Here is a 22,607-nt window from a genome sequence, read left to right as displayed (position 1 = left end):
CATAACCTTCAACGATGGGAGCTTGCATGAAACGCCCTAATATCCTGTTCATCATGGCCGATCAGATGGCAGCACCCTTGCTGCCCATCTACGCCGACTCACCCATACAGATGCCTCATCTCACTCGTCTGGCTGCACAGGCCGTGGTGTTCGATTCGGCTTACTGCAATAGCCCGCTGTGCGCCCCCTCGCGTTTCACCCTCGTCAGTGGTCAGCTCCCTAGCCGTATTGGGGCCTATGACAACGCGGCTGACTTCCCCGCCGACATCCCCACCTACGCCCACTATCTGCGCCGCCTGGGCTACCGCACGGCGCTGTCCGGCAAGATGCACTTCTGCGGGCCTGATCAACTGCACGGCTATGAGGAACGCCTGACCAGCGATATCTACCCGGCCGACTACGGCTGGGCCGTGAATTGGGATGAGCCTGACGTGCGACCAAGCTGGTACCACAACATGTCCTCGGTGCTGCAGGCCGGGCCATGCGTGCGTACGAACCAGCTGGATTTTGACGAGGAAGTGGTGTTCAAGGCGCGTCAGTATTTGTATGACCACGTCCGTGAAAACGACGGCCGCCCGTTCTGTCTGACAGTGTCCATGACCCACCCTCACGACCCCTACACCATCCCCAAACGCTACTGGGATCGCTACGAAGGTGTGGATATCCCGTTACCCAAGCACCCGGATAGCCAAGCCTCGCTCGATCCCCACTCCCAGCGATTGCTCAAGGTCTACGACCTTTGGGACAAACCGCTCCCTGTGGACAAAATCCGCGATGCCCGGCGGGCTTACTTCGGCGCTTGCAGCTACATCGACGACAATATCGGTCAATTGCTGCACACCCTTGAGGAATGCAACCTCGCCGACGAGACCTTGATCGTGTTCTCGGGCGACCATGGCGACATGCTGGGTGAGCGCGGCCTCTGGTACAAGATGCATTGGTTCGAGATGTCAGCCCGTGTACCGCTCCTGATCCATGCACCGCAACGCTTCGCGGCCGGACGCGTCAGTGCGTCCGTCTCGACCTGCGACCTGCTGCCTACCCTGGTCGAGCTGGCAGGTGGGGCTGTGGATAAATCCCTTCACCTGGATGGCCGCTCACTGCTTGGCCACCTGCAAGGGCAGGGCGGTCACGACGAGGTCATTGGTGAATACATGGCCGAGGGCACCGTCGGCCCGCTCATGATGATCCGCCGCGGTTCCTACAAGTTCGTGTACAGCGAGGACGACCCCTGTCTACTCTATGACCTGAGCCGCGACCCGTACGAGCGGGAGAATCTGGCTAACAGCCCGGATCATCAGGCATTGCTGCAGGGGTTCGTCACCGAGGCGCGCCAGCGCTGGGACATACCCGGCCTGCGCCAGCAGGTGCTGGCCAGCCAGCGACGTCGTCGTCTGGTGGCCCAGGCACTGGCCATTGGCAAATTGAGCAGCTGGGATCACCAACCTTGGGTGGACGCCAGTCAGCAGTACATGCGCAACCACATCGATCTTGACGACCTCGAGCGCAAGGCACGTTATCCACAGCCCGCCCCACTGGATTGAAAAGAGAGCCCGCCATGCATACGTTCGCTGCTACCTTGTTCGCGCTAGCTGTCAGCCTGGGCACGCTTAGCGCCCAGGCCGCCGATGACAGCGCGCAATGCTCAACCGTCAAGCTGGCCGACCCTGGGTGGAGTGACATCGCCACCACCAACGCAGTGGCCCGCCTGTTGCTTGAACCCCTGGGGTACCAGGTGAAGGTGGACAGCTTGGCGGTGCCGATCATCTATGGCGGGCTCAAGGATGGCCAGGTCGATGCCTTTCTTGGGAGCTGGATGCCTGCGCACCAAGGCTTCCATGACAAATTCGTCGCCAACGGGGATGTGCAGCAGCTTTCACGCAACCTGCAAGGAACCGAATTCACCCTGGCGGTGCCGGACTACGTGTGGAATGGCGGGGTACGTGATTTCGCGGACCTGAACAAGCATGCCGATCAGTTCGGCAGGAAGCTGTACGGCATTGGCTCAGGCGCGCCGGCCAACCTCTCGCTGCAAGAGATCATCAAGGACGATGCCTTCGGCCTGGGCAAATGGAAACTGGTGGAGTCCAGCGAGCAGGCCATGCTGGCGCAGGTGGATCGAGCGGTCAAGAAACAGCAGTACATAGCCTTCCTCGGCTGGACGCCGCACCCCATGAACGTGAAGCTGAACATGCATTACTTGACCGGTGGCGAGAAGTGGTTCGGTAGCAAAGGCGACGTGTTCACGCTGACACGTAAGGGTTATCCACAAGCCTGCCCGAACGCGGCAAAGTTGCTGAGCAACCTGAGCTTCACGCTGGACATGGAAAACACCATCATGGCCGAGGTTGTGGATAAGAAGATCAGCTTCGACGAGGCGGCCAGGGCCTGGGTGAAAGCGCACCCCGAGGCACTGGATGGCTGGCTGAGCGGTGTGACCACCAAAGCGGGTGCAGACGCCGTCGCGGCCGTGAAACAAACCTTGTAAACAGCGAGTGGAGAGCGGATCTGTCTGCGGTTGATTCGTGAAACAGATCACCTCTCCAGAACAGACACATCCTGGGGATTTGACCACCCTATGCATCGCCTCATACGCCTGCTGCCCTTTCTAGCCTGGCTGCCGCGCCAGACGCCCCGCAGCTTGCGTCAGGACCTGCTGGTGGGTTTGAGCGGCGCCATCCTTGCGCTCCCGCAATCCATCGCCTATGCCCTGATCGCCGGCCTGCCAGCGGAATATGGGCTGTATGCAGCCATCGTCCCGGTGCTGATCGCCTGCCTGTGGGGGTCCTCCTGGCACCTGATCTGCGGACCGACGGCGGCCATTTCCATCGTGCTTTACGCCAGTGTCAGCCCGTTGGCAGTAGCAGGAAGCGATGACTACATCACCCTTGTGCTGCTGCTGACCTTTCTGGGCGGTGTCTTCCAGTTGCTGCTGGGGCTTCTGCGTTTCGGGGCCTTGGTCAATTTCGTCTCGCATTCGGTAGTGATCGGCTTCACCCTTGGGGCTGCCGTGGTCATCGCGCTGGGGCAGTTGCCCAACCTGCTCGGGCTGGATTTGCCCAGTCAGGCCACCGCCTTGAAGACGGCTCAGGACTTGGCCAGCCATGCCGGCGAAATGGACGTGCCGTCCTTGATACTGGGGGCGCTTACCGTGGCAGTAGGCATGGCGCTGAAACTATGGCGCCCCCGCTGGCCTAGCCTGTTGATCAGTCTGTTGGCCGTCAGCCTGCTGGCGTGGCTGCTGCCCGGCGTGTTCGAGCACGTGCCGCGTGTACCGGCGTTCGAGGGGCGCCTGCCACCTCTGAGTGCCGTGCCGTTGCTGGACATGGACCTGATACTGCGCCTACTCCCCAGCGCCGTGGCCGTTGGCATGCTGGGGCTGGTGACCAGCTTGTCCATCGCCCGTTCGTTGTCTGCGCGCTCCGAGCAACTGATTGACGCCGACCAGGAAATACGAGCCCAAGGGCTCTCCAACATCGTCGGTGCGTTCTTTTCCGGCTACCTCTCGTCGGGCTCGTTCACCCGATCGGGCCTGAGCTATGACGCAGGCGCACGCTCGCCCATGGCCGGGGTGTTCTCGGCGCTGTGGGTAGCGGTGTTCGCCGTCGCCGGTGCCGGCCTGATCGCGCACCTGCCGATTCCGGCGATGGCCGGCAGCATTCTGTTGATTTGCTGGGGGCTGGTTGATCGCAAGGCCATCGGCGCATTGCTGCGTGTGAGCCGTGCCGAGTTCGTGGTCATGGCGCTGACGGCAGCGGCCACCTTGCTCCTGGAATTGCAGACGGCCATCTATGCCGGTGTGCTGGTTTCCCTGTTCTTCTACCTCAAGCGCACCTCGCGTCCGCGCATCCACCAGAGCCGCGAAGGCGATGCGGACATCTTGCGTGTAGGCGGCTCGATCTTCTTCGGTGCCGCGCATTACCTGCAAGTACGCCTGCAGCGCTGCCAGGGCCCGCAGGTGGTCATGGATGCGCGGCAGGTAAACTTCATCGACTATTCAGGGGTGGACATGCTGCACCGCGAGGCGAGGCGGCTGCAGCGAACGGGCGGCAGCCTGACCTTGCGCGGCGCCAGGCCACAGGTGATCGAAGAGTTGCACAAGCTCGAAGGCCCGGCGCGTTGCCCAATCCGGTTCGAGGACTGAGCAGCCACATGAAGCGCCGCTCAGGCGCCCAGCTTGCTGTCAGCCCCGCGCCAGCTGGCGGCGCAGTTCAGCGAGAACCGGAGCAGTGTCCGGCCGCACACCGCGCCACACATAAAAAGCTTCGGCGGCTTGTTCGGCCAGCATCCCCAGACCGTCCAGCACCTTGGCAGCGCCATGTTCGGCGGCCCACTGGCAGAACGGCGTTGGCGCCTTGCCATACATCATGTCGTAACACACCGTGCGACCGGGTTCGATCAGGCTGCTGGCAATCGGTGGCAGCTCACCGGCCAGGCTGGCCGAGGTTGCATTGATGATCACGTCCACCGGCTCTTGCAACCAGGCGAACCCGCTGGCCACCACCGGCCCCAGTTCATCGAACGCCTCGGCCAGGCGCTCGGCCTTCTCCACCGTGCGGTTGGCGATCACCAGTGACTGCGGGTTTTGCGCCAGCAGCGGCTCCAGCACACCGCGCACGGCGCCGCCGGCACCGAGGACAAGGATGCGTTTACCTGCCAGTTCCACACCGGCATTGACGGTCAGGTCACGGACCAGCCCCGCACCGTCGGTGTTGTCCCCCTGCAAAGTACTGTCGGCCAGCTTGCTGAGCGTGTTCACCGCGCCTGCGCGACGCGCGCGCGGGGTAAGGCTGTCGCACAGGCGATAGGCTTCTTCCTTGAATGGCACGGTGACGTTGGCACCGCTGCCTTGCTTGAAGAAGCCGCGCGCGCAGTCACTGAAGTCGTCCAGCGGCGCCAGCAGCGTGGCGTACTCCAGGTCCTGGCCGGTCTGTTCGGCGAACAGGCGATGAATCAGCGGCGACTTGCTGTGGCCGATCGGGTTGCCAAAAACGACGTACTGGTCCATGACGGCTCCTTGAATGGTTACAGGCTTACTGGCCGAGCCAGTCACGGTCTTGCAGGAAGTACTCGGTCAGCCGCGCCTCTTCGCTGCCTGGCGCGGGTTTCCAGTCATAGCCCCAGCGTACCTGCGGTGGTAGCGACATGAGGATGGACTCGGTGCGCCCGCCAGACTGCAGCCCGAATAACGTGCCACGGTCGTATACCAGGTTGAACTCGACGTAGCGGCCCCGGCGATACTCCTGGAACTCCCGTTGCTGTGGGGTATAGGGCGTACCCTTGCGGCGCTGCACGATGGGCAGGTACGCGTCGATATAGGCATCGCCGATGGCGCGGATGAAGGCGAAGCAGGTATCGAAGTCCCACTCGTTCAGGTCATCGAAGAACAGCCCACCGATGCCACGGGGCTCGCCCCGGTGCTTGAGGTGAAAATACCGGTCGCACCAGGCCTTGTAGCGTGGGTAAACATCGGCGCCAAAGGGCGCGCACGCCTGTTCAGCGATTCGATGCCAGTGCACGCAATCTTCCTCCACACCGTAATACGGCGTCAGGTCGAAGCCACCGCCGAACCACCAGACCGGCTCTTCGCCTTCCTTCTCGGCAATGAAAAACCGCACGTTGGCGTGGGAAGTAGGCACGTGGGGGTTATGCGGGTGGATCACCAGCGACACCCCGAGCGCCTGGAAACCACGCCCAGTCAACTCCGGCCGATGGGCGCTGGCTGATGGCGGCAACCCGGTGCCGAACACATGGGAGAAATTCACCCCGCCTTTCTCGATGACGGTGCCGTCGCCGATCACCCGCGTACGGCCCCCGCCACCCGCTTCGCGCACCCAGGCGTCCTCGACGAAGCGGGCGCCGCCGTCTTCGCGTTCCAGGGCTGAGCAGATGCGGTCTTGCAAGTCGAGCAGATAGGCTTTCACAGCCTCGGTGCGGCTAATCATCGGGTCACCAGGAGCGGGCAGGAAACAAGTGGCGCGTAGCATAACACCGCCTGCCAGCGCCCCGCAGTTGACGGCAGTCAAGCAAAGGCGTCCGATAGAGGACCCTTTCCCGATCCCGAATCCAGGAGTACGAGATGGCCAAGCGTATCCAGTTCAGCCAGCACGGCGGCCCCGAAGTGCTGCAGTGGGTGGACTTCGAGCCCGCTGACCCTGGGCCTCAGCAAGTGCGCGTGCGCAACCACGCTGTGGGCCTGAACTTCATCGATACCTATTTCCGCAGCGGTTTGTACGCGCCGCCGTCCCTGCCTTCGGGCCTGGGTACCGAAGGGGCAGGGGTGGTCGAGGCCGTGGGCCCTGGCGTGTCCCGATTGAAGGTCGGCGACCGCGTGGCGTATGGCGGGGGCCCATTGGGCGCCTACGGCGAGGTGCACACGCTGCCTGAGGCCAACCTGGTCAAGCTGCCAGAAGCCATCAGCTTCGAGCAGGCTGCCGCCGTCATGCTCAAGGGCCTGACCGTGCAGTACCTGCTCAAGCAGACCTACGCTGTGCAGCCTGGCGATGTAATTCTGTTCCATGCGGCCGCAGGCGGTGTGGGTTCGCTGGCGTGCCAGTGGGCAAAGGCGCTGGGTGCCAAGCTCATCGGTACCGTGAGCTCTGCCGAAAAAGCCGAGCGGGCCAAGGCCTTGGGCGCCTGGGCCACCATCGACTACAGCCAGGAGGATGTCGCCAAACGGGTGCTGGAGCTGACCGACGGCAAGAAATGCCCAGTCGTGTATGACGGCGTGGGCGCCGACACTTGGCTGACGTCGCTCGATTGCCTGCAGCCGCGGGGGTTGATGGTGAGCTTCGGCAATGCCTCGGGTGCGGTGAGCGGTGTGAACCTGGGGATTCTGGCGCAGAAGGGCTCGCTGTACGTCACACGGCCGACCCTGGCGACTTATGCCAACAACGCCGAGAACACCCAGGCCATGGCTGATGACCTCTTCGCCATGATTGCCAGCGGCAAAGTGACGGTGGATATCCAGCAACGCTACCCGCTCAGCGAAGCGGCCAAGGCCCAGAGCGAGCTGTCGGCGCGGCGGACTGTGGGGTCCACTGTTTTGTTGCCTTGATTGGCAGAAGGTCGCGTTATGGCGACCAGGTGCTTGCCTTGGTTTTTGTAGTGTTGCGCAGATCGAGCGCCGCCCACGCGGCGCTTCGCGGGACAAGCCCGCTCCCACATTCGTTGCAACGTGGCCATGTCTGTGAGTTCATGGTTGTCAGCCTTGTTGGCATGACTGGATTTCAAGGTGGGCATTGATGCCGCTCCGCCTGCCTCAAGCCATACCCCAAGGCGGTCAACCATGGCCTGACAGGTTCGGCACGTTGCAACAATGTGGGGTCCAATGTGTTGTTGCCTTGATTGGCAGAAGTTCGCGTTATGGCGACCAGGTGCTTGCCTTGGTTTTTGTAGTGTTGCGAAGATCGAGCGCCGCCCGCGCGGCGCTTCGCGGGACAAGCCCGCTCCCACATTCGTCGCAACGTGGCCATGTCTGTAAGTCCATGGTTGTCAGCCCTGTTGACATGACTGGATTTCAAAGTGGGCATTCATGCCGCTCCGCCTGCCTCAAGCCATACACCAAGGCGGGCAACCATGGCCTGACAGGTTCGGCACGTTGCAACAAATGTGGGAGCGGGCTTGTCCCGCGAAGCGCCGCGCGGGCGGCGCTCGATCTCACAGGCGCGATAAACCTAAAGGCGAACACCTGTCAGCCTTCACACCTTCTTCTGCGACGGCGGATTCGACTCGATGCCATCCAGGATGGCCTCGACCACGCCTTCTGCCATCTCAATTGCATGCAGGTTCGACCAGAACATGCCACGGCCTTCTTCTCGCATGTAATCCAGGGCTTTGTAGCCGGTTTCGTAGGCGCTACGCAGGTACAGGGCTACGTGGACCAGAGCGTCCTCGGCGGAAATGTTCGGGTTGACTGCAAACAGCGGCTCGTGACCTGCGTCGCAGCGGCCGAATGGGTGGGCGGAAGTAGAAGGAAGGGGTGGATCAGGTACGATTTTTTTCATGGCTTGCTCCAGACGATGAAGCTGGCGCCAAGCCGTTACCACACGGTTAAGGCGGCAGCTGTACGCGAGGTGGTAAACCGGGCTGGAGCGCTCCCGGCAGGCATGACGCCTCCCGCGCACAGCTGCCATAGCTGTGACGCCCCAGGTACATCCGGGTTACCACACCCGATCGCCAAGGTATTTGGCGACAGCTGAAGCCTACGGGCAGCGGTTCCTACTGAGAAGGTGATGGCAGGGGACGCGGCTCGTAGGATATTTCCCAAACCGAATATCAAACAACTGCCTTGGCAAAAATCAGAAAAACCCAAGCCGTCATGAGGGGGATGGCTCAGGCGCTCGGTCCAAGCCTGGCCAACAGCATGGCCCGCAGGCGCATCAACCCGGCCGCACCACTTCACCGGTAGCCAGATTGCGAATCAAACTCGGGTTCTTCCGCCCGCCCAACGCCCCACCTAGCACCAGATCCAGTTGCCCGTGGAAGTACTGCTCCACCCGCAGCCGGGTCTTCGCCGCAGGGCGCCCGCCAGGGTTGCACGACGTGGAGATCAACGGCCCGACCAACGCGCACAGCTCGCGCACCACAGGGTGGTCGCTGACGCGAAGCGCTACGGTGTCGTGCTGCCCGGTCACCCATTCAGGTAGCAGATCCTGATGCGGCACCAGCCAGGTGTTGGGCCCAGGCCAGGTGCTGGCCATCCGGTCGATCCAGTCTTCGGGGAAGTCTTCGAACAGGAAGTCGAACTGGCGGATGTTGTCGGCGACCAGGATCAACCCCTTATCCACAGGTCGCGACTTCAGTGCCAGCAGCCGATAGACCGCGTCCTCGTTCCACGGGTCGCAGCCCAGGCCCCAGACCGCCTCCGTCGGGTAGGCGATCACTGCGCCTGCCCGGATCTCACGTGCGGCTTGTTGCACACGAAAACTGCTCACCATTGATGTTTCTCCACTGGGAATGTTGCCTGGGCGCAGTTTACTCAGCCCGAGCGGGCAAACCAACGCCCCGCTTGATTGCTGACCCGGCCAGCGAGCTCCAGTTCGGTGAGCTGCGCCAGTACCTCTGCCAGCGGCTGCTCACTGCAATGGGCCAGGCTTTCGGTGGTCTGCGGTGAAGCGTGCAGCAGCGCCAGCAGTGGGTGATCGAAGGTGTCTGCAGCTGCCGGAGGCAGGTTCTGCCAGCCTTGCAGGGTTTCGAGTATCTGCTCGACGCTTTCGACAAGCAGGGCGCCGTCGCGGATCAGCTGGTGACAGCCTTTGGCGCCGGGGTGATGAATGGAGCCGGGAATGGCATAGACCTCACGGCCCTGCTCGGCGGCGAGCCGGGCCGTGATCAACGAGCCACTGGCCAGGCTGGCCTCTACCACCAGCACGCCTAACGAAAGACCGCTGATGATGCGGTTGCGCCGGGGAAAATTACCGGGCAGCGGCCCGGCGTCGAGCGGATACTCCGACACCAGTGCACTGCCGTTGTCGATCATCGCCTGGGCCAACGGCTTGTGCCGCTGTGGATAAAGTTTTTCAAGCCCTGTGCCCAGTACGCCTATCGTGGCCCCGCCAGCCTGTAGCGCAGCACGGTGAGCGGCACCATCGATGCCTACCGCCAGGCCACTGGTGACGACGAAGCCTGCCTGGGCAAGGTACCTGGCAAACGCGCCAGCCGTGTCCACCGCCGGCGGCGTCGCGCGGCGGCTGCCCACGATCGCCAGCTGTGGGCGGCTGAGCAGCGAAACGTTCCCCGCCACGAACAGCAGCGGCGGGGCATCGTCGATTTCGGCGAGCAGCGCGGGGTAGTCTGGGCTGTCCCACATCAGTAATTGCTGGCCCGGACGCTCTAGCCAGCGCATTGCAGCACTGGCCGCATCCCGCACTTGAGGGCTGCGCCTTGCATCGATACTGGCATGGGGGATGCCCAGTGCGCGCCAGGCAGCACCGGGGGCACTGAGCGCCGATGAGGCACTTCCGAAGGCCTCGATCAGGGTAGAAAAGCGGCGCAAGCCGGTCTCGGGAAGGCAGTGCAGGCGCAACCGCGCCTCTAGTTCTGCAGGCGGGCAAGTAGATAAGGAGCAATCAGACATCGGCAATCATCCTTGATGCGAAACGGTTGATTCAGGCTGCGCAACCTGTGGATAACTCTGTGAGTAACACTTTGAAAAGCTGTCCATTGGCTGGGGGCTATCACGCCAATAGTCACCCTAGACGAGGTTGCCAGGTGCCGAAGTCCGCGTTTCCCTTTATTATGTGTGTTCAGTTTTCAACCAAACGCACAGTGACTGCCTGACCTTATGGCCATTTTGAACATTCTCGAATTCCCGGACCCGCGCCTGCGCACCATCGCCAAACCGGTGACGGCGTTCGACGACGCCCTGCGCCAGCTGATCGACGACATGTTTGAAACCATGTACGAAGCCCCTGGCATCGGCCTGGCTGCGACCCAGGTCAACGTGCACCAGCAAGTCGTGGTGATGGACCTCAGCGAAGACCGCAGCGAACCTCGCGTCTTCATCAACCCGTCGGTCGAGGAACTGACCGATGACATGGGCCAGTACCAGGAAGGTTGCCTGTCAGTGCCGGGCTTCTACGAGAACGTCGATCGGCCCCTGCGCGTGAGGGTCAAGGCCCAGGATCGTGACGGCACACCGTTCGAGCTGGAATGCGAAGGCCTGCTGGCGGTGTGCGTGCAGCACGAGTTCGATCACCTCAATGGCAAGCTGTTCGTCGACTACCTGTCACAGCTCAAGCGGGATCGAATCAAGAAGAAGCTGGAAAAACAGCACCGCCAGCAAGCCTGATTCCCACCTTCCAGAAGGCTTGCTCCGGCAAGCCTTTTTCTTTTTGCAGCGAGAACACCATGCGCATCGTCTTTGCAGGCACCCCCGAGTTTGCCGCCGAACACCTCAAGGCTTTGCTCGACAGCCCGTACGAAGTCGTGGCCGTCTACACCCAGCCCGATCGCCCGGCAGGCCGCGGTCAGAAGCTGATGCCCAGCGCGGTCAAGGCGCTGGCCGTGGCCCATGACATCCCGGTGATGCAGCCGCCAAGCCTGCGCAATGCCGAGGCCCAGGCACAATTGGCAGCCTTGGCACCCGACCTGATGGTCGTGGTTGCCTACGGCCTGATCCTGCCCCAGGCGGTACTGGACATCCCGCGCCTTGGCTGCATCAACAGCCACGCGTCCCTGCTGCCACGCTGGCGCGGGGCGGCCCCGATTCAGCGGGCAGTGCAGGCGGGCGATGCCGAAAGCGGCGTGACCGTCATGCGCATGGAAGCGGGCCTGGACACTGGCCCCATGCTGCTCAAGGTCGTCACCCCGATCAACGCCATTGATACCGGCGGCAGCCTGCACGATCGCCTGGCGCAAATGGGGCCGGCGGCCGTCATCCAGGCCATCGCCGGGCTGGCCGATGGCACCTTGCACGGCGAGACGCAGGACGACGCCCTGGCAACCTATGCGCACAAGCTGAACAAGGACGAAGCGCGTTTGGACTGGTCCCTGCCAGCTGAACAGCTGGAGCGCCTGATTCGGGCATTCAACCCTTGGCCGATTTGCCACAGCACGCTCGACGGGGAAACCGTGAAGGTGCTGGGTGCGTGCCTGGCCACAGGGCAGGGCGCACCCGGTGAAATCCTGGCGGCAAGCAAAGACGGCCTGGTGGTTGCTTGCGGCGAGCAGGCGCTCAGCCTGACCCGCCTGCAATTGCCGGGTGGCAAAGCGCTGGCCTTCGCTGACCTGTTCAACAGCCGCAAAGAGAAATTCACGCCAGGCAAGGTGCTCGGCCAATGAACCCACGCCTGGCTGCCGCCCGTGCCCTTGCCGCTGTGCTCAGCGGCAAGGCCTCCCTCAACAGCTCCCTGCCCGCGCAACTGGACAAGGTCGAGGACCGTGACCGCGGGCTGACCCAAGACCTGGCCTTTGGTACCGCCCGTTGGCAGCCACGCCTGGACCTGCTGGCAGCGCAGCTGTTGCAAAAGCCCTTCAAGGCCGCCGATGCCGATGTGCAGGCGTTGTTGCTGATTGGCTTGTACCAGTTGTTCTATACCCGCATCCCGGCTCATGCCGCCATTGGTGAAACCGTGGGTTGCGCCGACAAGCTGAAAAAACCCTGGGCCAAGGGGCTGCTGAACGCGGTGCTGCGCCGTGCACAGCGCGACGGCGAAGCCATGCTGGCCGACATGGAGCGCGACCCGGTAGTGCGCACCGCCCATCCACGCTGGCTGCAAAAGGCGCTCAAGGCCTTCTGGCCGGATCAGTGGGAAGCCATCTGCGCCGCCAACAATGCGCACCCGCCGATGATCCTGCGCGTCAACCGCCGCCATCACAGCCGCGACGGCTACCTTAAGCTGCTCGCCGATGCAGGCGTCCAGGCCCAGGCCTGCGCGTATAGCCGTGACGGTATCGTGCTGGCCGAGCCGCAGGATGTACGCGGCCTGCCGGGCTTTGCCGAGGGCTGGATCAGCGTCCAGGACGAAGCCGCGCAACTGGCCGCCGACCTGCTGGAGCTGGCGCCCGGTCAACGCGTGCTCGACGCATGCTGCGCCCCAGGGGGCAAGACCTGCCACGTGCTGGAAGCCGAAGCCGGGCTCTCTCACGTGGTGGCCATCGACCTTGAAGCCAAGCGCCTGGTGCGTGTGCGCGAAAACCTCGACCGCCTGAGGCTCGACGCCGAGCTGATCGCCTGCGATGCCCGCGACACGGCCAGCTGGTGGGACGGCAAACCGTTCCAGCGCATCCTGCTGGACGCTCCTTGCTCGGCCACTGGCGTCATCCGTCGTCATCCAGACATCAAGCTCACCCGCCAGGCCGAAGACATCGCGCCGCTGGCGGCCTTGCAGGGCGAGTTGCTCGATGCCCTGTGGCCGACACTGGAAGTGGGCGGCATGCTGCTGTACGCCACCTGCTCCAGCCTACCGACCGAAAATACCGAGGTGATCGGCGCGTTCCTGGCGCGCACGCCAGGCGCACGCGAGCTGGACCTGGCCACCGAAGCGGGCCTGCGCCAGACGCATGGGCGCCAGTTGTTGGCCCAGGAAGGCGGCCACGACGGTTTCTACTATGCCAAGCTGATCAAGATTGCCGCCTCGCGCGGTTGAGCACACTGGGGAGTAGCGGATGAAGATCATCATCCTGGGCGCCGGCCAGGTGGGCGGAACGCTTGCAGAGCACCTGGCCAGCGAGGCCAACGACATCACCGTGGTCGACACCGATGGCGACCGCCTGCGCGACCTGGGTGATCGCCTGGATATCCGCACCGTGCAGGGGCGTGGGTCGCTGCCTACGGTGTTGCGACAGGCAGGCGCCGAGGACGCCGACATGCTGGTTGCCGTGACCAACAGCGACGAGACCAACATGGTCGCGTGCCAGGTGGCCTACTCGCTGTTCCACACACCGACAAAAATCGCCCGGGTGCGCGAGTCGGCCTACCTGACCCGCGAAGAACTGTTCGACAACGACCACATCCCGGTCGATGTGCTGATCAGCCCAGAACAGGTCGTCACCCACTACATCAAGCGCCTGATCGAACAGCCCGGTTCGTTGCAGGTCATCGACTTCGCCCAGGGCAAGGCGCAGTTGGTGGCCGTGAAGGCGTACTACGGCGGCCCGCTAGTCGGCCAGCAGCTGCGCCAGATACGCGCGCACATGCCCCATGTGGAAACCCGGGTGGCGGCGATCTTCCGCCGTGACCGCTCGATCACACCGCGCGGTGACACGGTGATCGAGGCCGATGACGAGGTGTTCTTCATCGCCGCCAAAAAGGACATCCGGGCGGTCATGGGCGAGCTGCGCCGCATCGATGAAACCAACAAGCGTGTCGTCATCGCTGGCGGCGGGCAGATAGGCGAGCGCCTGGCCGAAGCCATCGAAAGCCGCTACCAGGTAAAAATCATCGAGATGAACCCGGCACGCTGCCGCTACCTGTCCGATACGTTGGACAGTACCGTGGTGCTGCAGGGCAGCGCATCGGACAAGGACCTGATGCTGGAAGAGAACATCGCCGACACCGATATCTTCCTGGCCCTGACCAACGATGACGAAGCCAACATCATGTCGTCCCTGCTGGCCAAGCGCCTGGGTGCACGCAAGGTCATGACGATCATCAACAACCCGGCCTATGTAGACCTGGTGCAGGGGGGTGAAATCGACATTGCCATCAGCCCGCAATTGGCCACCATCGGCACCTTGCTGGCGCATGTGCGCCGTGGCGATATCGTGAGCGTGCATTCGCTGCGTCGTGGTGCAGCCGAAGCCATCGAGGCGGTGGCCCACGGTGATGCGAAGTCGAGCAAGGTCGTGGGCAAGGCAATCGAGGACATAACCCTGCCCCCAGGGACGACCATCGGTGCCATCATTCGCCACGACAGTGTGCTCATCGCGCACGACACGACAGTCATCGAATCAGGTGACCATGTGATCCTGTTCGTTGTGGACAAGAAACACATTCGGGATGTGGAAAAGCTGTTCCACGTCGGCTTGAGTTTCTTCTAGGAGGCGGGACATGCGCCAATCGTTGGAAAACATGTTGGCCAAGGGTGTGGATAACCCATTGTTGCGCTTTGGCTTGGGCAAGGCTTGGCTCGACGAAGGCAATGGCGCGCAGGCTGCAGTGCACCTGGCTCGCTGTGTCGAGCAGGACCCCAAGTACTCGGCAGCCTGGAAGCTGTTAGGCAAGGCCTACCAGTTGCTGGCGGACCTGCCAGCGGCGCGCAAGGCCTGGGAAGACGGCATCGCGGCGGCGCAGGCCCATGGTGACAAGCAGGTCGAGAAAGAGATGACGGTGTTTCTCAAGAAACTCGACAAACGCTGAGCTCGCTAGCGCCGACGCATCGGCTGCCAGACAGCCGCTGCCGGCGATGCGCGCCTCAATACCAGCGCGCCTCACCTGCCGGACGCTTCTTGAAGCGCTTCATGCTCCACATGTACTGGCTGGGATACTCGCGCACATACCGCTCGACCACCTTGCTCATCGCGGCCGCCGACTCGTTCACGTCGGTGCTGTACATCGCCTCCGGCGCGGCTTCCAGAAACACCTTGAAGCCTGAGCCATCAGGCAGACGCAGGGCATGTAGGAAAACCCCGACTGCCTTGCCGCCAGCCAGCATGTTCGGCACGAACTTGCTGGTCAGCGCCTCAGTGCCCAGGAAGGGAACGAATACACCCGCCGATTCGGCCGGCTCGGGGTCGGCCGGGATGCCGACCTGGCCACCGCGCCGAACTTCCTTGATCACGCTGAGGATGCCTTCCTTGGTCGAAGGTGCCACGCGGTTGCCCATCTGCACACGCTGCTCGCGCAGCAGGTCGTCCACCGCCTTGAGCTTGGGTGGGCGGTAGAAAATGATCGGCTTGCATTGGTTGCAATAGAAGTGGTTCAGCACTTCCCAGTTGCCCAAATGACTGGTGATACCCACAACCCCCTTTCCTGACGCCAGGGCCTGCTCCAGCACTTCCAGCCCATGCACCTCCTTGACCAGTTCCAGCGAACGGTGTGGGGGCCAGATCCAGGCGCAGGCGCTTTCGACGAAGGATTTGCCAATGTCCCGCAGAGCCTGGCCGACCAGCTGCTCGCGGGCAACCGGGTCCATCTCGGGGAAGCATTTGGCCAGGTTGATGCGCACCACGTTGCGCGAGCCATTGGGTATTTTCCACATCAGCCAGCCGATGCCGGCCCCGACGCGTTGCACCGCACCCCAAGGCAACTTGGCGAACAGTCGCAGCACCCCGACCATCAGGGCGCCCTTGAACTTTTCCACAGGCGAGTTCCTTATTTCAGCAAGACGGGCATTGTAACCCTTCAGTGGGACAAGGCGGCGTAGCGATCACAGTCGGTGGTGTGGTCCATGACCATGCCGGTTGCCTGCATGAAGGCATAGCAGATGGTCGGGCCGACGAAGGTGAAGCCGGCCTTGCGCAACGCCTTGCTCATGGATTGGGCTTCTTCGGTCACGGCCGGGACTTCGCTGCGCGTGTTGAAATGGTTGATCTTCGGGGCGCCGCCGACGAACGACCATAACCACTCGGCCGGGTTATCCACAGCCAGCCAGGCCTGGGCATTGCGCCTGGCAGCCTTGAGCTTGAGCCGATTGCGGATAATGCCGGCATCCTGCATCAACGCCTCGATGCGCTCGTCGCTCATCACCGCGAGTTTCGCAGGATCGAAGCCCTCCAGCACTTCACGGTAGCGCTCGCGCTTGCGCAGCACGGTGATCCAGGAAAGGCCTGCCTGGAACCCTTCGAGCAAAAGCATCTCGAACAGCAACGCCGGGTCACGCTGCGGCGTTCCCCATTCCTGGTCATGGTAGGCCTGGTACAACGGATCGTCGGTACACCAAAAGCAGCGTGGCATAAGGCTCCAATGAGTAGAGGGCGAGGCGAATCAGGTTATACTCCCGCTCTTTACATCCGCATCCCCAGATACAGGTGAATTTCGTGAGCCAGCCTACGCCAGCCGTGCGTACCTTCCAAGACCTGATCCTCGCCCTGCAGAACTACTGGGCCGAGCAAGGTTGTGTGGTGCTTCAGCCCTACGATATGGAAGTAGGCGCCGGCACTTTCCACACCGCTACCTTCCTGCGCGCAGTGGGTCCAGAAACCTGGAACGCCGCCTACGTGCAGCCAAGCCGTCGCCCTGCCGACGGGCGGTATGGCGAAAACCCCAACCGCCTGCAGCATTACTATCAATTCCAGGTGGTGCTCAAGCCCAACCCGGCCAACTTCCAGGAGCTGTACCTCGGCTCGCTGAAGGCCATCGGTCTGGACCCGTTGGTGCACGACATTCGCTTCGTCGAAGACAACTGGGAATCGCCAACCCTGGGCGCTTGGGGCCTGGGCTGGGAAATCTGGCTCAATGGCATGGAGGTGACCCAGTTCACCTACTTCCAGCAGGTCGGTGGTATCGAATGCTACCCGGTGACCGGTGAAATCACCTATGGCCTGGAGCGCCTGGCCATGTATATCCAGGGCGTGGACTCGGTCTACGACCTGGTATGGGCCGATGGTCCGTTCGGCAAGGTCAGCTACGGCGACGTGTTCCACCAGAACGAAGTGGAGCAGTCGACCTACAACTTCGAGCACGCCAACGTCGAGAAACTGTTCGAGCTGTTCGACTTCTACGAAAGCGAAGCCAACCGCCTGATCAAGCTGGAGCTGCCGTTGCCGACCTATGAAATGGTCCTCAAGGCATCCCATACGTTCAACCTGCTCGATGCCCGTCGCGCCATCTCGGTGACCGAGCGCCAGCGTTACATCCTGCGGGTGCGCACCCTGGCCCGCGACGTGGCGCAAAGCTACCTGCAGGCCCGTGCGCGCATGGGCTTCCCGATGGCGACCCCCGAACTGCGTGACGAAGTGTTGGCTAAGCTGGAGGCTGCACAATGAGTGCTCAAGATTTCCTGGTAGAACTGGGCACCGAAGAGCTGCCACCCAAGGCCCTTGCGACCCTGGGCGACGCGTTCCTGGCCGGTATCGAAAAAGGCCTGCAAGCTGCTGGCCTGAACTACACCGGCAAATCGGTCTACGCCGCGCCGCGTCGCCTGGCGGTGCTGATCCGTCAACTCGATGTGCAGCAGCCTGACCGCAGCATCAACATCGATGGCCCGCCCCTGCAAGCGGCCTTCAACGCAGAAGGCGAGCCGACCCAGGCTGCACTGGGCTTTGCCAAGAAGTGCGGTGTGGAGCTGGCCGACATCGACCGTAGCGGCCCCAAGCTGCGCTTCTCCCAGCACATCCCCGGCAAGGCGACCGCAGGCCTGCTGCCGACCATCGTCGAAGACTCGCTCAACGACCTGCCTATTCCCAAGCGCATGCGCTGGGCGGCAAGCCGTGAAGAGTTCGTGCGTCCGACCCAATGGCTGGTGATGCTGCTGGGCGATCAGGTGGTCGACTGCACCCTGTTGTCCCAGAAGGCCGGCCGCCAGTCGCGTGGGCACCGCTTCCACCATCCGGAAAACGTCACCATCAGCGCCCCGGCCAACTATGTCGAAGACATGCGCAAGGCCTACGTGCTGGCCGATTTCAGTGAACGTCGCGACCTGATCGCCAAACGCACCGCCGAGCTGGCCATGCAGCAGGAAGGCACCGCCATCGTGCCGCCCGCGTTGCTGGACGAGGTGACCGCGCTGGTCGAGTGGCCGGTACCGCTGGTGTGCTCGTTCGAAGAGCGTTTCCTGGAGGTGCCGCAAGAAGCCTTGATCACCACCATGCAGGACAACCAGAAGTACTTCTGCCTGCTCGACAGCGAAGGCAAGCTGCTGCCGCGCTTCATCACCGTGGCCAACGTCGAGAGCCGCGACCCCAAGCAGATCGTGCAGGGTAATGAAAAGGTCGTGCGTCCGCGCCTGACCGACGCCGAGTTCTTCTTCAAGCAGGACAAGAAGCAACCGCTGGAAACCTTCAACGAGCGCTTGAAGAATGTGGTGTTCCAGGCCCAGCTGGGTACGGTCTATGACAAGGCCGAGCGGGTATCGAAACTGGCAGCGTTCATTGCGCCCTTGATTGGCGGCGATGCTCAACGGGCCGCGCGTGCCGGCTTGCTGTCCAAGTGCGACCTGGCCACGGAAATGGTCGGTGAGTTCCCAGAGATGCAGGGCGTAGCCGGCTACTACTACGCGCTCAACGACGATGAACCGCAGGATGTGGCGCTAGCGCTGAACGAGCAGTACATGCCACGCGGTGCTGGTGCAGAACTGCCTCAGACCTTGACCGGTGCTGCCGTCGCCATCGCCGACAAGCTCGATACCCTGGTGGGTATCTTCGGCATCGGCATGCTGCCAACCGGCAGCAAGGACCCGTACGCCCTGCGCCGCGCCGCACTGGGCGTGCTGCGCATCCTGATCGAGAAGCAGCTGGACCTGGACCTGACCGGTGCCGTGCAGTTCGCGGTCAAGCAATACGGGGCCAAGGTCAAGGCGGCCGGGCTGGCTGACCAGGTGCTGGAGTTCATCTTCGACAGGCTGCGTGCTCGATACGAAGACGAAGGCATCGACGTCGCCACCTACCTTTCGGTTCGCGCGCTTCAGCCGGGTTCTGCACTGGACTTCGATCAACGCGTTCAGGCTGTCCAGGCCTTCCGCAAGCTGCCCGAAGCTGAGGCACTGGCCGCCGTCAACAAGCGCGTGTCGAACCTGTTGAGCAAGGCAGAAGGCGCCATCGCCGAACAGGTCGAGCCCAAGTACTTCGACAACGCCAACGAGTTCTCGCTGTACTCGGCCATCCAGCAAGCCGATCAGGCTGTGCAACCGATGGCTGCTGCACGCCAGTACAGCGAGTCGCTGGCGCGCCTTGCCGCACTGCGTGACCCGGTCGATGCCTTCTTCGAGGCCGTGATGGTCAATGCCGAGGACGCCAAGGTACGTGCCAACCGATATGCCCTGCTCAGCCGTCTGCGTGGGCTGTTCCTGGGTGTGGCCGACATTTCGCTGCTGGGGTAGGCCTTGAAACTGCTGATTCTCGATCGTGACGGGGTCATCAACCAGGACTCCGACGCCTATATCAAGTCGCTGGATGAATGGGTGCCCATCCCTGGCGCCATCGAGGCGATCGCGCAGTTGAGCAAAGCGGGCTGGACGGTGGCCGTGGCCACCAACCAGTCCGGTATCGCCCGTGGTTATTACCCAATCGCGACGCTCGAGGCCATGCATGCGCGCTTGCGCATGCTGGTGGCCGAGCAGGGCGGTGAGGTGGGGCATATCGTGTATTGCCCGCATGGCCCCGATGAAGGCTGCGACTGTCGCAAGCCCAAGCCGGGCCTGTTGCGGGCCATCGCCGAGCATTACCAGGCAAACCTTGAGGGCGTCTGGTTCGTGGGCGATAGCCAAAGTGACCTACAGGCTGCGCTGGCCGTCGATGCACAACCTGTTCTGGTAAAGACAGGCAAAGGCGAACGCACCCTTGAGAAGGGCGTTCCGGCCTCAACCCTGATCTATGACGATCTGGCTGCCATCGCCAGAGCACTTATCTAAACGGTGCGCCTTTGGGCGCACTTTTCTAAAAGCGGGCAAGTCCCGCAATGGTACGAACCACTATGTCGATCCTGCAGGCGATCAGAGTCTTTCTTTTTTACCTGCTGCTGGGTACCAGTTCGCTGCTCTGGTGCTCGCTGAGCTTCTTCGTTGCGCCATTTCTGTCGTTCCCCAAGCGCTACAGATTCATCAATGTGTACTGGTGCCGCTGCGCTATTTTCCTGGCACGCGTCATCCTAGGCATCGATTACAAGATTACCGGCGCTGAAAACGTGCCAGCCGAGCCCTGCGTGATCTTGTCGAATCACCAGAGCACCTGGGAGACGTTTTTCCTGTCCCAGTATTTCTCGCCGCTCAGCCAAGTGCTCAAGCGTGAACTGCTGTATGTGCCTTTCTTTGGCTGGGCCATGGCCATGCTGCGCCCCATTGCCATCGACCGCGACAACCCCAAGGAAGCCTTGCGCCAGGTGGCCAAGAAGGGCGATGAACTGCTCAAGCAGAAAACCTGGGTCCTGATTTTCCCGGAGGGCACACGCGTACCTTTTGGCACGGTGGGCAAGTTCTCTCGAGGCGGAACGGCGCTGGCGGTAAACGCTGGGCTACCGGTATTGCCCATTGCCCATAATGCCGGCAAGTACTGGCCGAAGAATGGCTGGGGCAAGCACGCTGGCACCATCGAAGTGGTGATCGGCGAACCCATGTACGCCAACGGCACAGGCCCTCGCGCCATCGCCGAACTCAATGACCGCGCCCAGGCCTGGAACGAAGCCACCCAACGGGCCCTGGGCTCTGTTGCGCAGGTCGAAGAAAGCACGCAGGCCCAGGCCTGAGCCGCTTGTGGATAACGTGTGAGCAAATTATGGATTAGCTGTTGCGAAAATTAGCTAAGCCTATGAATTTGCTGTATATTTGTTCTTTATTGATTTTTTGGAAAAACGTGCATAAGTTTTTTCACGGCATAAAAAAACCGGCTTTTAGAGCCGGTTTTTTTGTGGCTGCGGTTTAGCGAATCACACCTTGTCGATGTCCACATCCTTGGTCTCTTTGAGACAGAAGATGCCCACTACCAGGCTGATGCCTGTGACCAGCACCGGATACCACAACCCGTAGAAAATATCCCCGGTGTAGACCACCAAGGCGAACGATACCGTGGGCAGGAAACCGCCGAACCAGCCATTGCCGATGTGATAGGGCAAGGACATGGAGGTGTACCGGATACGCGTAGGGAACAGCTCGACCATCACGGCAGCCAGCGGTCCATAGGTCATGGTGGCGATCAGGATCATGGCCACGATCAGCACCACCACCATCACGCTGTTGACTTGGGCCGGATCAGCCTTGGCGGGGTACCCTGCCTGCTCGACCGCCGCGCGCATGGCCGCCTCGTCATAGCCATTGATGGTCTTGTCGCCGATGCTCACGACCACGTCGCTGCCGTCAACGCTTACCGAGTTGTAGGGTAAGCCCTGCTTGACCAGGAAGGTCTTTACCTTGTCGCAAGGGCTATCGAAGCGGGCTTTGCCCACAGGGTCGAACTGGAAGGTGCAACCTTTCGGGTCAGCGGTGACGACGATGGGTGCCTGGCGGCTGGCGGTGTCGATCTGCGGGTTGGCGTAGAAGCTAAGGGCCTTGAACAAGGGGAAGTAGAGCACCGTGGCCAACAGCAGGCCCAGCATCAATATCGGTTTGCGCCCAATCCGATCGGACAGCCATCCAAAGAACACGAAAAACGGCGCCCCGATCACCACGCTGATGATCAGCAGGGTGTTGGCCTGGGCCGGGTCCATCTTCAACATCTGGGTCATGAAAAACAGCACGTAGAACTGTGCCGTATAGAAGGTGACAGCCTGACCCGCATTGATACTGAACAGCGCCGTGAGCACGACCTTCAGGTTTGGCCAGGACGTAAACGACTCACGGATTGGCGATTTACTGATCTTGCCCTGTGCCTTCATTTTCACGAAGGCCGGGGACTCGTGCATGCTCATCCGGATCCAGGTCGAGATCCCCAACAGCACGATGGACAGCAGAAACGGCAGCCGCCAGCCCCAGGTTTCGAACTGATCGCCACTCACGTAACGGCTGCCCAGTACCACCAGCAATGACAGCAACAGACCCAAGGTGGCGGTGGACTGAATGAACCCAGTATGGAACCCCCGCTTGCCAGGTGGTGCATGTTCGGCCACGTAGGTGGCTGCACCGCCGTACTCACCGCCCAGCGCCAGGCCTTGCAGCATGCGCAGCACGACCAGGATGATCGGCGCTGCGATGCCGATGCTGGCATAGGTGGGCAAAAGGCCAACGGCGAACGTGGACAGTCCCATCAGCACGATGGTGATGAGAAAGGTGTACTTGCGCCCGATCATGTCCCCCAGGCGACCGAACACCAGCGCGCCAAACGGTCGCACCAGAAAGCCCGCGGCAAACGCCATCAGTGCAAAGATGAACGCGGTGGTGTCGTTGACGCCCGCGAAAAACTGCTTGCTGATCACGGCAGCCAGGGCGCCGTAGAGGAAAAAGTCGTACCACTCGAAAACCGTACCGAGCGATGACGCGAAGATGATCTTGCGTTCTTCACGACGACTGGGGCGGCTGGCGGCCGCATCCTGCTCTTGGATGTAATCCGACATCGTTGCTGTCCTCGGCCCGCAGGCC

The 22,607-nt window shown here is 62.2% G+C and carries 21 protein-coding genes; 13 read left to right on the top strand and 8 right to left on the bottom strand.

The window, feature by feature from the left end; all coding sequences use genetic code 11:
* Nucleotides 1-26: 26 nt before the first annotated feature.
* The 3 genes from betC to CWR53_RS00150 all read left to right on the top strand — a co-directional run bounded on the left by betC (nt 27) and on the right by CWR53_RS00150 (nt 4,144).
* Nucleotides 27-1,544 carry a choline-sulfatase gene (gene betC / locus CWR53_RS00160; RefSeq protein ID WP_058603641.1) on the top strand — a complete coding sequence of 506 codons (1,518 nt, stop codon included), beginning with the start codon at nt 27-29 and terminating at the stop codon, nt 1,542-1,544.
* Between the two features lie 14 nt (nt 1,545-1,558).
* Nucleotides 1,559-2,488: a choline ABC transporter substrate-binding protein gene (gene choX, locus CWR53_RS00155; RefSeq protein WP_100850537.1), complete on the top strand. Its 930-nt coding sequence runs from the start codon at nt 1,559-1,561 to the stop codon at nt 2,486-2,488.
* Between the two features lie 90 nt (nt 2,489-2,578).
* Nucleotides 2,579-4,144 carry a SulP family inorganic anion transporter gene (locus CWR53_RS00150; RefSeq protein ID WP_078477761.1) on the top strand — a complete coding sequence of 522 codons (1,566 nt, stop codon included), beginning with the start codon at nt 2,579-2,581 and terminating at the stop codon, nt 4,142-4,144.
* 39 nt (nt 4,145-4,183) lie between these two features.
* Here CWR53_RS00150 and aroE read toward each other — a convergent pair whose 3' ends face one another.
* Nucleotides 4,184-5,008, bottom strand: a complete 825-nt coding sequence (gene aroE / locus CWR53_RS00145; protein ID WP_100850536.1) for a shikimate dehydrogenase — start codon at nt 5,006-5,008, stop codon at nt 4,184-4,186.
* Between the two features lie 25 nt (nt 5,009-5,033).
* Nucleotides 5,034-5,945: an oxygen-dependent coproporphyrinogen oxidase gene (gene hemF, locus CWR53_RS00140; protein WP_100850535.1), complete on the bottom strand. Its 912-nt coding sequence runs from the start codon at nt 5,943-5,945 to the stop codon at nt 5,034-5,036.
* Nucleotides 5,946-6,079: 134 nt separating this feature from the next.
* Between hemF and CWR53_RS00135 the strand changes: the two genes are divergently transcribed.
* Nucleotides 6,080-7,057, top strand: coding sequence for an NADPH:quinone reductase (locus CWR53_RS00135; protein WP_100850534.1), 978 nt, complete (start codon nt 6,080-6,082; stop codon nt 7,055-7,057).
* 643 nt (nt 7,058-7,700) lie between these two features.
* On the opposite strand, the gene CWR53_RS00130 is transcribed toward CWR53_RS00135, so the two are convergent.
* From CWR53_RS00130 to dprA, 3 genes are all read right to left on the bottom strand, one after another.
* A complete protein-coding gene (locus CWR53_RS00130) occupies nt 7,701-8,006 on the bottom strand; it encodes a hypothetical protein (protein WP_058602693.1) in 306 nt (101 codons plus the stop codon).
* 375 nt (nt 8,007-8,381) lie between these two features.
* Complete coding sequence (locus CWR53_RS00125; protein ID WP_027913284.1) at nt 8,382-8,939, bottom strand: L-threonylcarbamoyladenylate synthase; 558 nt, start codon at nt 8,937-8,939, stop codon at nt 8,382-8,384.
* A 41-nt stretch (nt 8,940-8,980) separates the two neighbouring features.
* Nucleotides 8,981-10,078: a DNA-processing protein DprA gene (gene dprA, locus CWR53_RS00120; protein WP_100850533.1), complete on the bottom strand. Its 1,098-nt coding sequence runs from the start codon at nt 10,076-10,078 to the stop codon at nt 8,981-8,983.
* 207 nt (nt 10,079-10,285) lie between these two features.
* Between dprA and def the strand changes: the two genes are divergently transcribed.
* The 5 genes from def to CWR53_RS00095 are packed head-to-tail and all read left to right on the top strand — an operon-like array spanning nt 10,286 to nt 14,803.
* On the top strand, nt 10,286-10,792 hold the full coding sequence (def, locus tag CWR53_RS00115) for a peptide deformylase (RefSeq protein ID WP_023532616.1): 507 nt from the start codon (nt 10,286-10,288) through the stop codon (nt 10,790-10,792).
* A 59-nt stretch (nt 10,793-10,851) separates the two neighbouring features.
* The gene (gene fmt, locus CWR53_RS00110; protein WP_058602695.1) at nt 10,852-11,784 is read left to right on the top strand and encodes a methionyl-tRNA formyltransferase; all 933 of its coding nucleotides are present in this window, start codon (nt 10,852-10,854) and stop codon (nt 11,782-11,784) included.
* Complete coding sequence (gene rsmB / locus CWR53_RS00105) at nt 11,781-13,091, top strand: 16S rRNA (cytosine(967)-C(5))-methyltransferase RsmB (RefSeq protein WP_058602696.1); 1,311 nt, start codon at nt 11,781-11,783, stop codon at nt 13,089-13,091. Before fmt ends, rsmB begins: the two co-directional genes overlap by 4 nt.
* A gap of 19 nt (nt 13,092-13,110) precedes the next feature.
* Nucleotides 13,111-14,484: a Trk system potassium transporter TrkA gene (gene trkA / locus CWR53_RS00100; RefSeq protein ID WP_058602697.1), complete on the top strand. Its 1,374-nt coding sequence runs from the start codon at nt 13,111-13,113 to the stop codon at nt 14,482-14,484.
* Nucleotides 14,485-14,494: 10 nt separating this feature from the next.
* Nucleotides 14,495-14,803: a tetratricopeptide repeat protein gene (locus CWR53_RS00095; protein ID WP_100850532.1), complete on the top strand. Its 309-nt coding sequence runs from the start codon at nt 14,495-14,497 to the stop codon at nt 14,801-14,803.
* A gap of 55 nt (nt 14,804-14,858) precedes the next feature.
* On the opposite strand, the gene CWR53_RS00090 is transcribed toward CWR53_RS00095, so the two are convergent.
* Both CWR53_RS00090 and CWR53_RS00085 read right to left on the bottom strand, forming a co-directional pair.
* Nucleotides 14,859-15,746 (bottom strand): lysophospholipid acyltransferase, encoded by an 888-nt coding sequence (locus CWR53_RS00090; RefSeq protein WP_027913290.1) that lies wholly within the window; start codon nt 15,744-15,746, stop codon nt 14,859-14,861.
* Between the two features lie 41 nt (nt 15,747-15,787).
* Nucleotides 15,788-16,339: a DNA-3-methyladenine glycosylase I gene (locus CWR53_RS00085; protein ID WP_100850531.1), complete on the bottom strand. Its 552-nt coding sequence runs from the start codon at nt 16,337-16,339 to the stop codon at nt 15,788-15,790.
* 83 nt (nt 16,340-16,422) lie between these two features.
* Here CWR53_RS00085 and glyQ point away from each other — a divergent pair, with 83 nt between their 5' ends.
* Genes glyQ through CWR53_RS00065 form a run of 4 tightly spaced genes read left to right on the top strand, consistent with a single transcriptional unit; the run spans nt 16,423 to nt 20,782 of the window.
* A complete protein-coding gene (gene glyQ, locus CWR53_RS00080) occupies nt 16,423-17,370 on the top strand; it encodes a glycine--tRNA ligase subunit alpha (protein ID WP_023532379.1) in 948 nt (315 codons plus the stop codon).
* Complete coding sequence (gene glyS / locus CWR53_RS00075) at nt 17,367-19,421, top strand: glycine--tRNA ligase subunit beta (RefSeq protein ID WP_058602700.1); 2,055 nt, start codon at nt 17,367-17,369, stop codon at nt 19,419-19,421. The genes glyQ and glyS overlap by 4 nt, the downstream gene beginning before the upstream one ends.
* A gap of 3 nt (nt 19,422-19,424) precedes the next feature.
* A complete protein-coding gene (gmhB, locus tag CWR53_RS00070; protein WP_100850530.1) occupies nt 19,425-19,952 on the top strand; it encodes a D-glycero-beta-D-manno-heptose 1,7-bisphosphate 7-phosphatase in 528 nt (175 codons plus the stop codon).
* 47 nt (nt 19,953-19,999) lie between these two features.
* A complete protein-coding gene (locus CWR53_RS00065; RefSeq protein ID WP_058602702.1) occupies nt 20,000-20,782 on the top strand; it encodes a 1-acyl-sn-glycerol-3-phosphate acyltransferase in 783 nt (260 codons plus the stop codon).
* A 180-nt stretch (nt 20,783-20,962) separates the two neighbouring features.
* Here CWR53_RS00065 and CWR53_RS00060 read toward each other — a convergent pair whose 3' ends face one another.
* Nucleotides 20,963-22,582 carry an MFS transporter gene (locus CWR53_RS00060; protein WP_058602703.1) on the bottom strand — a complete coding sequence of 540 codons (1,620 nt, stop codon included), beginning with the start codon at nt 22,580-22,582 and terminating at the stop codon, nt 20,963-20,965.
* Nucleotides 22,583-22,607 lie beyond the last annotated feature (25 nt).

Source organism: Pseudomonas sp. SGAir0191, from assembly GCF_002812565.2.
Classification (GTDB): domain Bacteria; phylum Pseudomonadota; class Gammaproteobacteria; order Pseudomonadales; family Pseudomonadaceae; genus Aquipseudomonas; species Aquipseudomonas parafulva_B.
This window is presented reverse-complemented; position numbering and strand designations above follow the sequence as displayed.

Coding starts and splice junctions, on each gene's coding strand:
- CWR53_RS00135 (WP_100850534.1), top strand. CDS start 6,080: ATGGCCAAGCGTATCCAGTTCAGCCAGCACGGCGGCCCCGAAGTGCTG.
- choX (WP_100850537.1), top strand. CDS start 1,559: ATGCATACGTTCGCTGCTACCTTGTTCGCGCTAGCTGTCAGCCTGGGC.
- CWR53_RS00095 (WP_100850532.1), top strand. CDS start 14,495: ATGCGCCAATCGTTGGAAAACATGTTGGCCAAGGGTGTGGATAACCCA.
- CWR53_RS00125 (WP_027913284.1), bottom strand. CDS start 8,939: ATGGTGAGCAGTTTTCGTGTGCAACAAGCCGCACGTGAGATCCGGGCA.
- CWR53_RS00065 (WP_058602702.1), top strand. CDS start 20,000: ATGGTACGAACCACTATGTCGATCCTGCAGGCGATCAGAGTCTTTCTT.
- CWR53_RS00085 (WP_100850531.1), bottom strand. CDS start 16,339: ATGCCACGCTGCTTTTGGTGTACCGACGATCCGTTGTACCAGGCCTAC.
- CWR53_RS00060 (WP_058602703.1), bottom strand. CDS start 22,582: ATGTCGGATTACATCCAAGAGCAGGATGCGGCCGCCAGCCGCCCCAGT.
- glyS (WP_058602700.1), top strand. CDS start 17,367: ATGAGTGCTCAAGATTTCCTGGTAGAACTGGGCACCGAAGAGCTGCCA.
- CWR53_RS00150 (WP_078477761.1), top strand. CDS start 2,579: ATGCATCGCCTCATACGCCTGCTGCCCTTTCTAGCCTGGCTGCCGCGC.
- aroE (WP_100850536.1), bottom strand. CDS start 5,008: ATGGACCAGTACGTCGTTTTTGGCAACCCGATCGGCCACAGCAAGTCG.
- def (WP_023532616.1), top strand. CDS start 10,286: ATGGCCATTTTGAACATTCTCGAATTCCCGGACCCGCGCCTGCGCACC.
- rsmB (WP_058602696.1), top strand. CDS start 11,781: ATGAACCCACGCCTGGCTGCCGCCCGTGCCCTTGCCGCTGTGCTCAGC.
- dprA (WP_100850533.1), bottom strand. CDS start 10,078: ATGTCTGATTGCTCCTTATCTACTTGCCCGCCTGCAGAACTAGAGGCG.
- CWR53_RS00130 (WP_058602693.1), bottom strand. CDS start 8,006: ATGAAAAAAATCGTACCTGATCCACCCCTTCCTTCTACTTCCGCCCAC.
- trkA (WP_058602697.1), top strand. CDS start 13,111: ATGAAGATCATCATCCTGGGCGCCGGCCAGGTGGGCGGAACGCTTGCA.
- fmt (WP_058602695.1), top strand. CDS start 10,852: ATGCGCATCGTCTTTGCAGGCACCCCCGAGTTTGCCGCCGAACACCTC.
- betC (WP_058603641.1), top strand. CDS start 27: ATGAAACGCCCTAATATCCTGTTCATCATGGCCGATCAGATGGCAGCA.
- hemF (WP_100850535.1), bottom strand. CDS start 5,945: ATGATTAGCCGCACCGAGGCTGTGAAAGCCTATCTGCTCGACTTGCAA.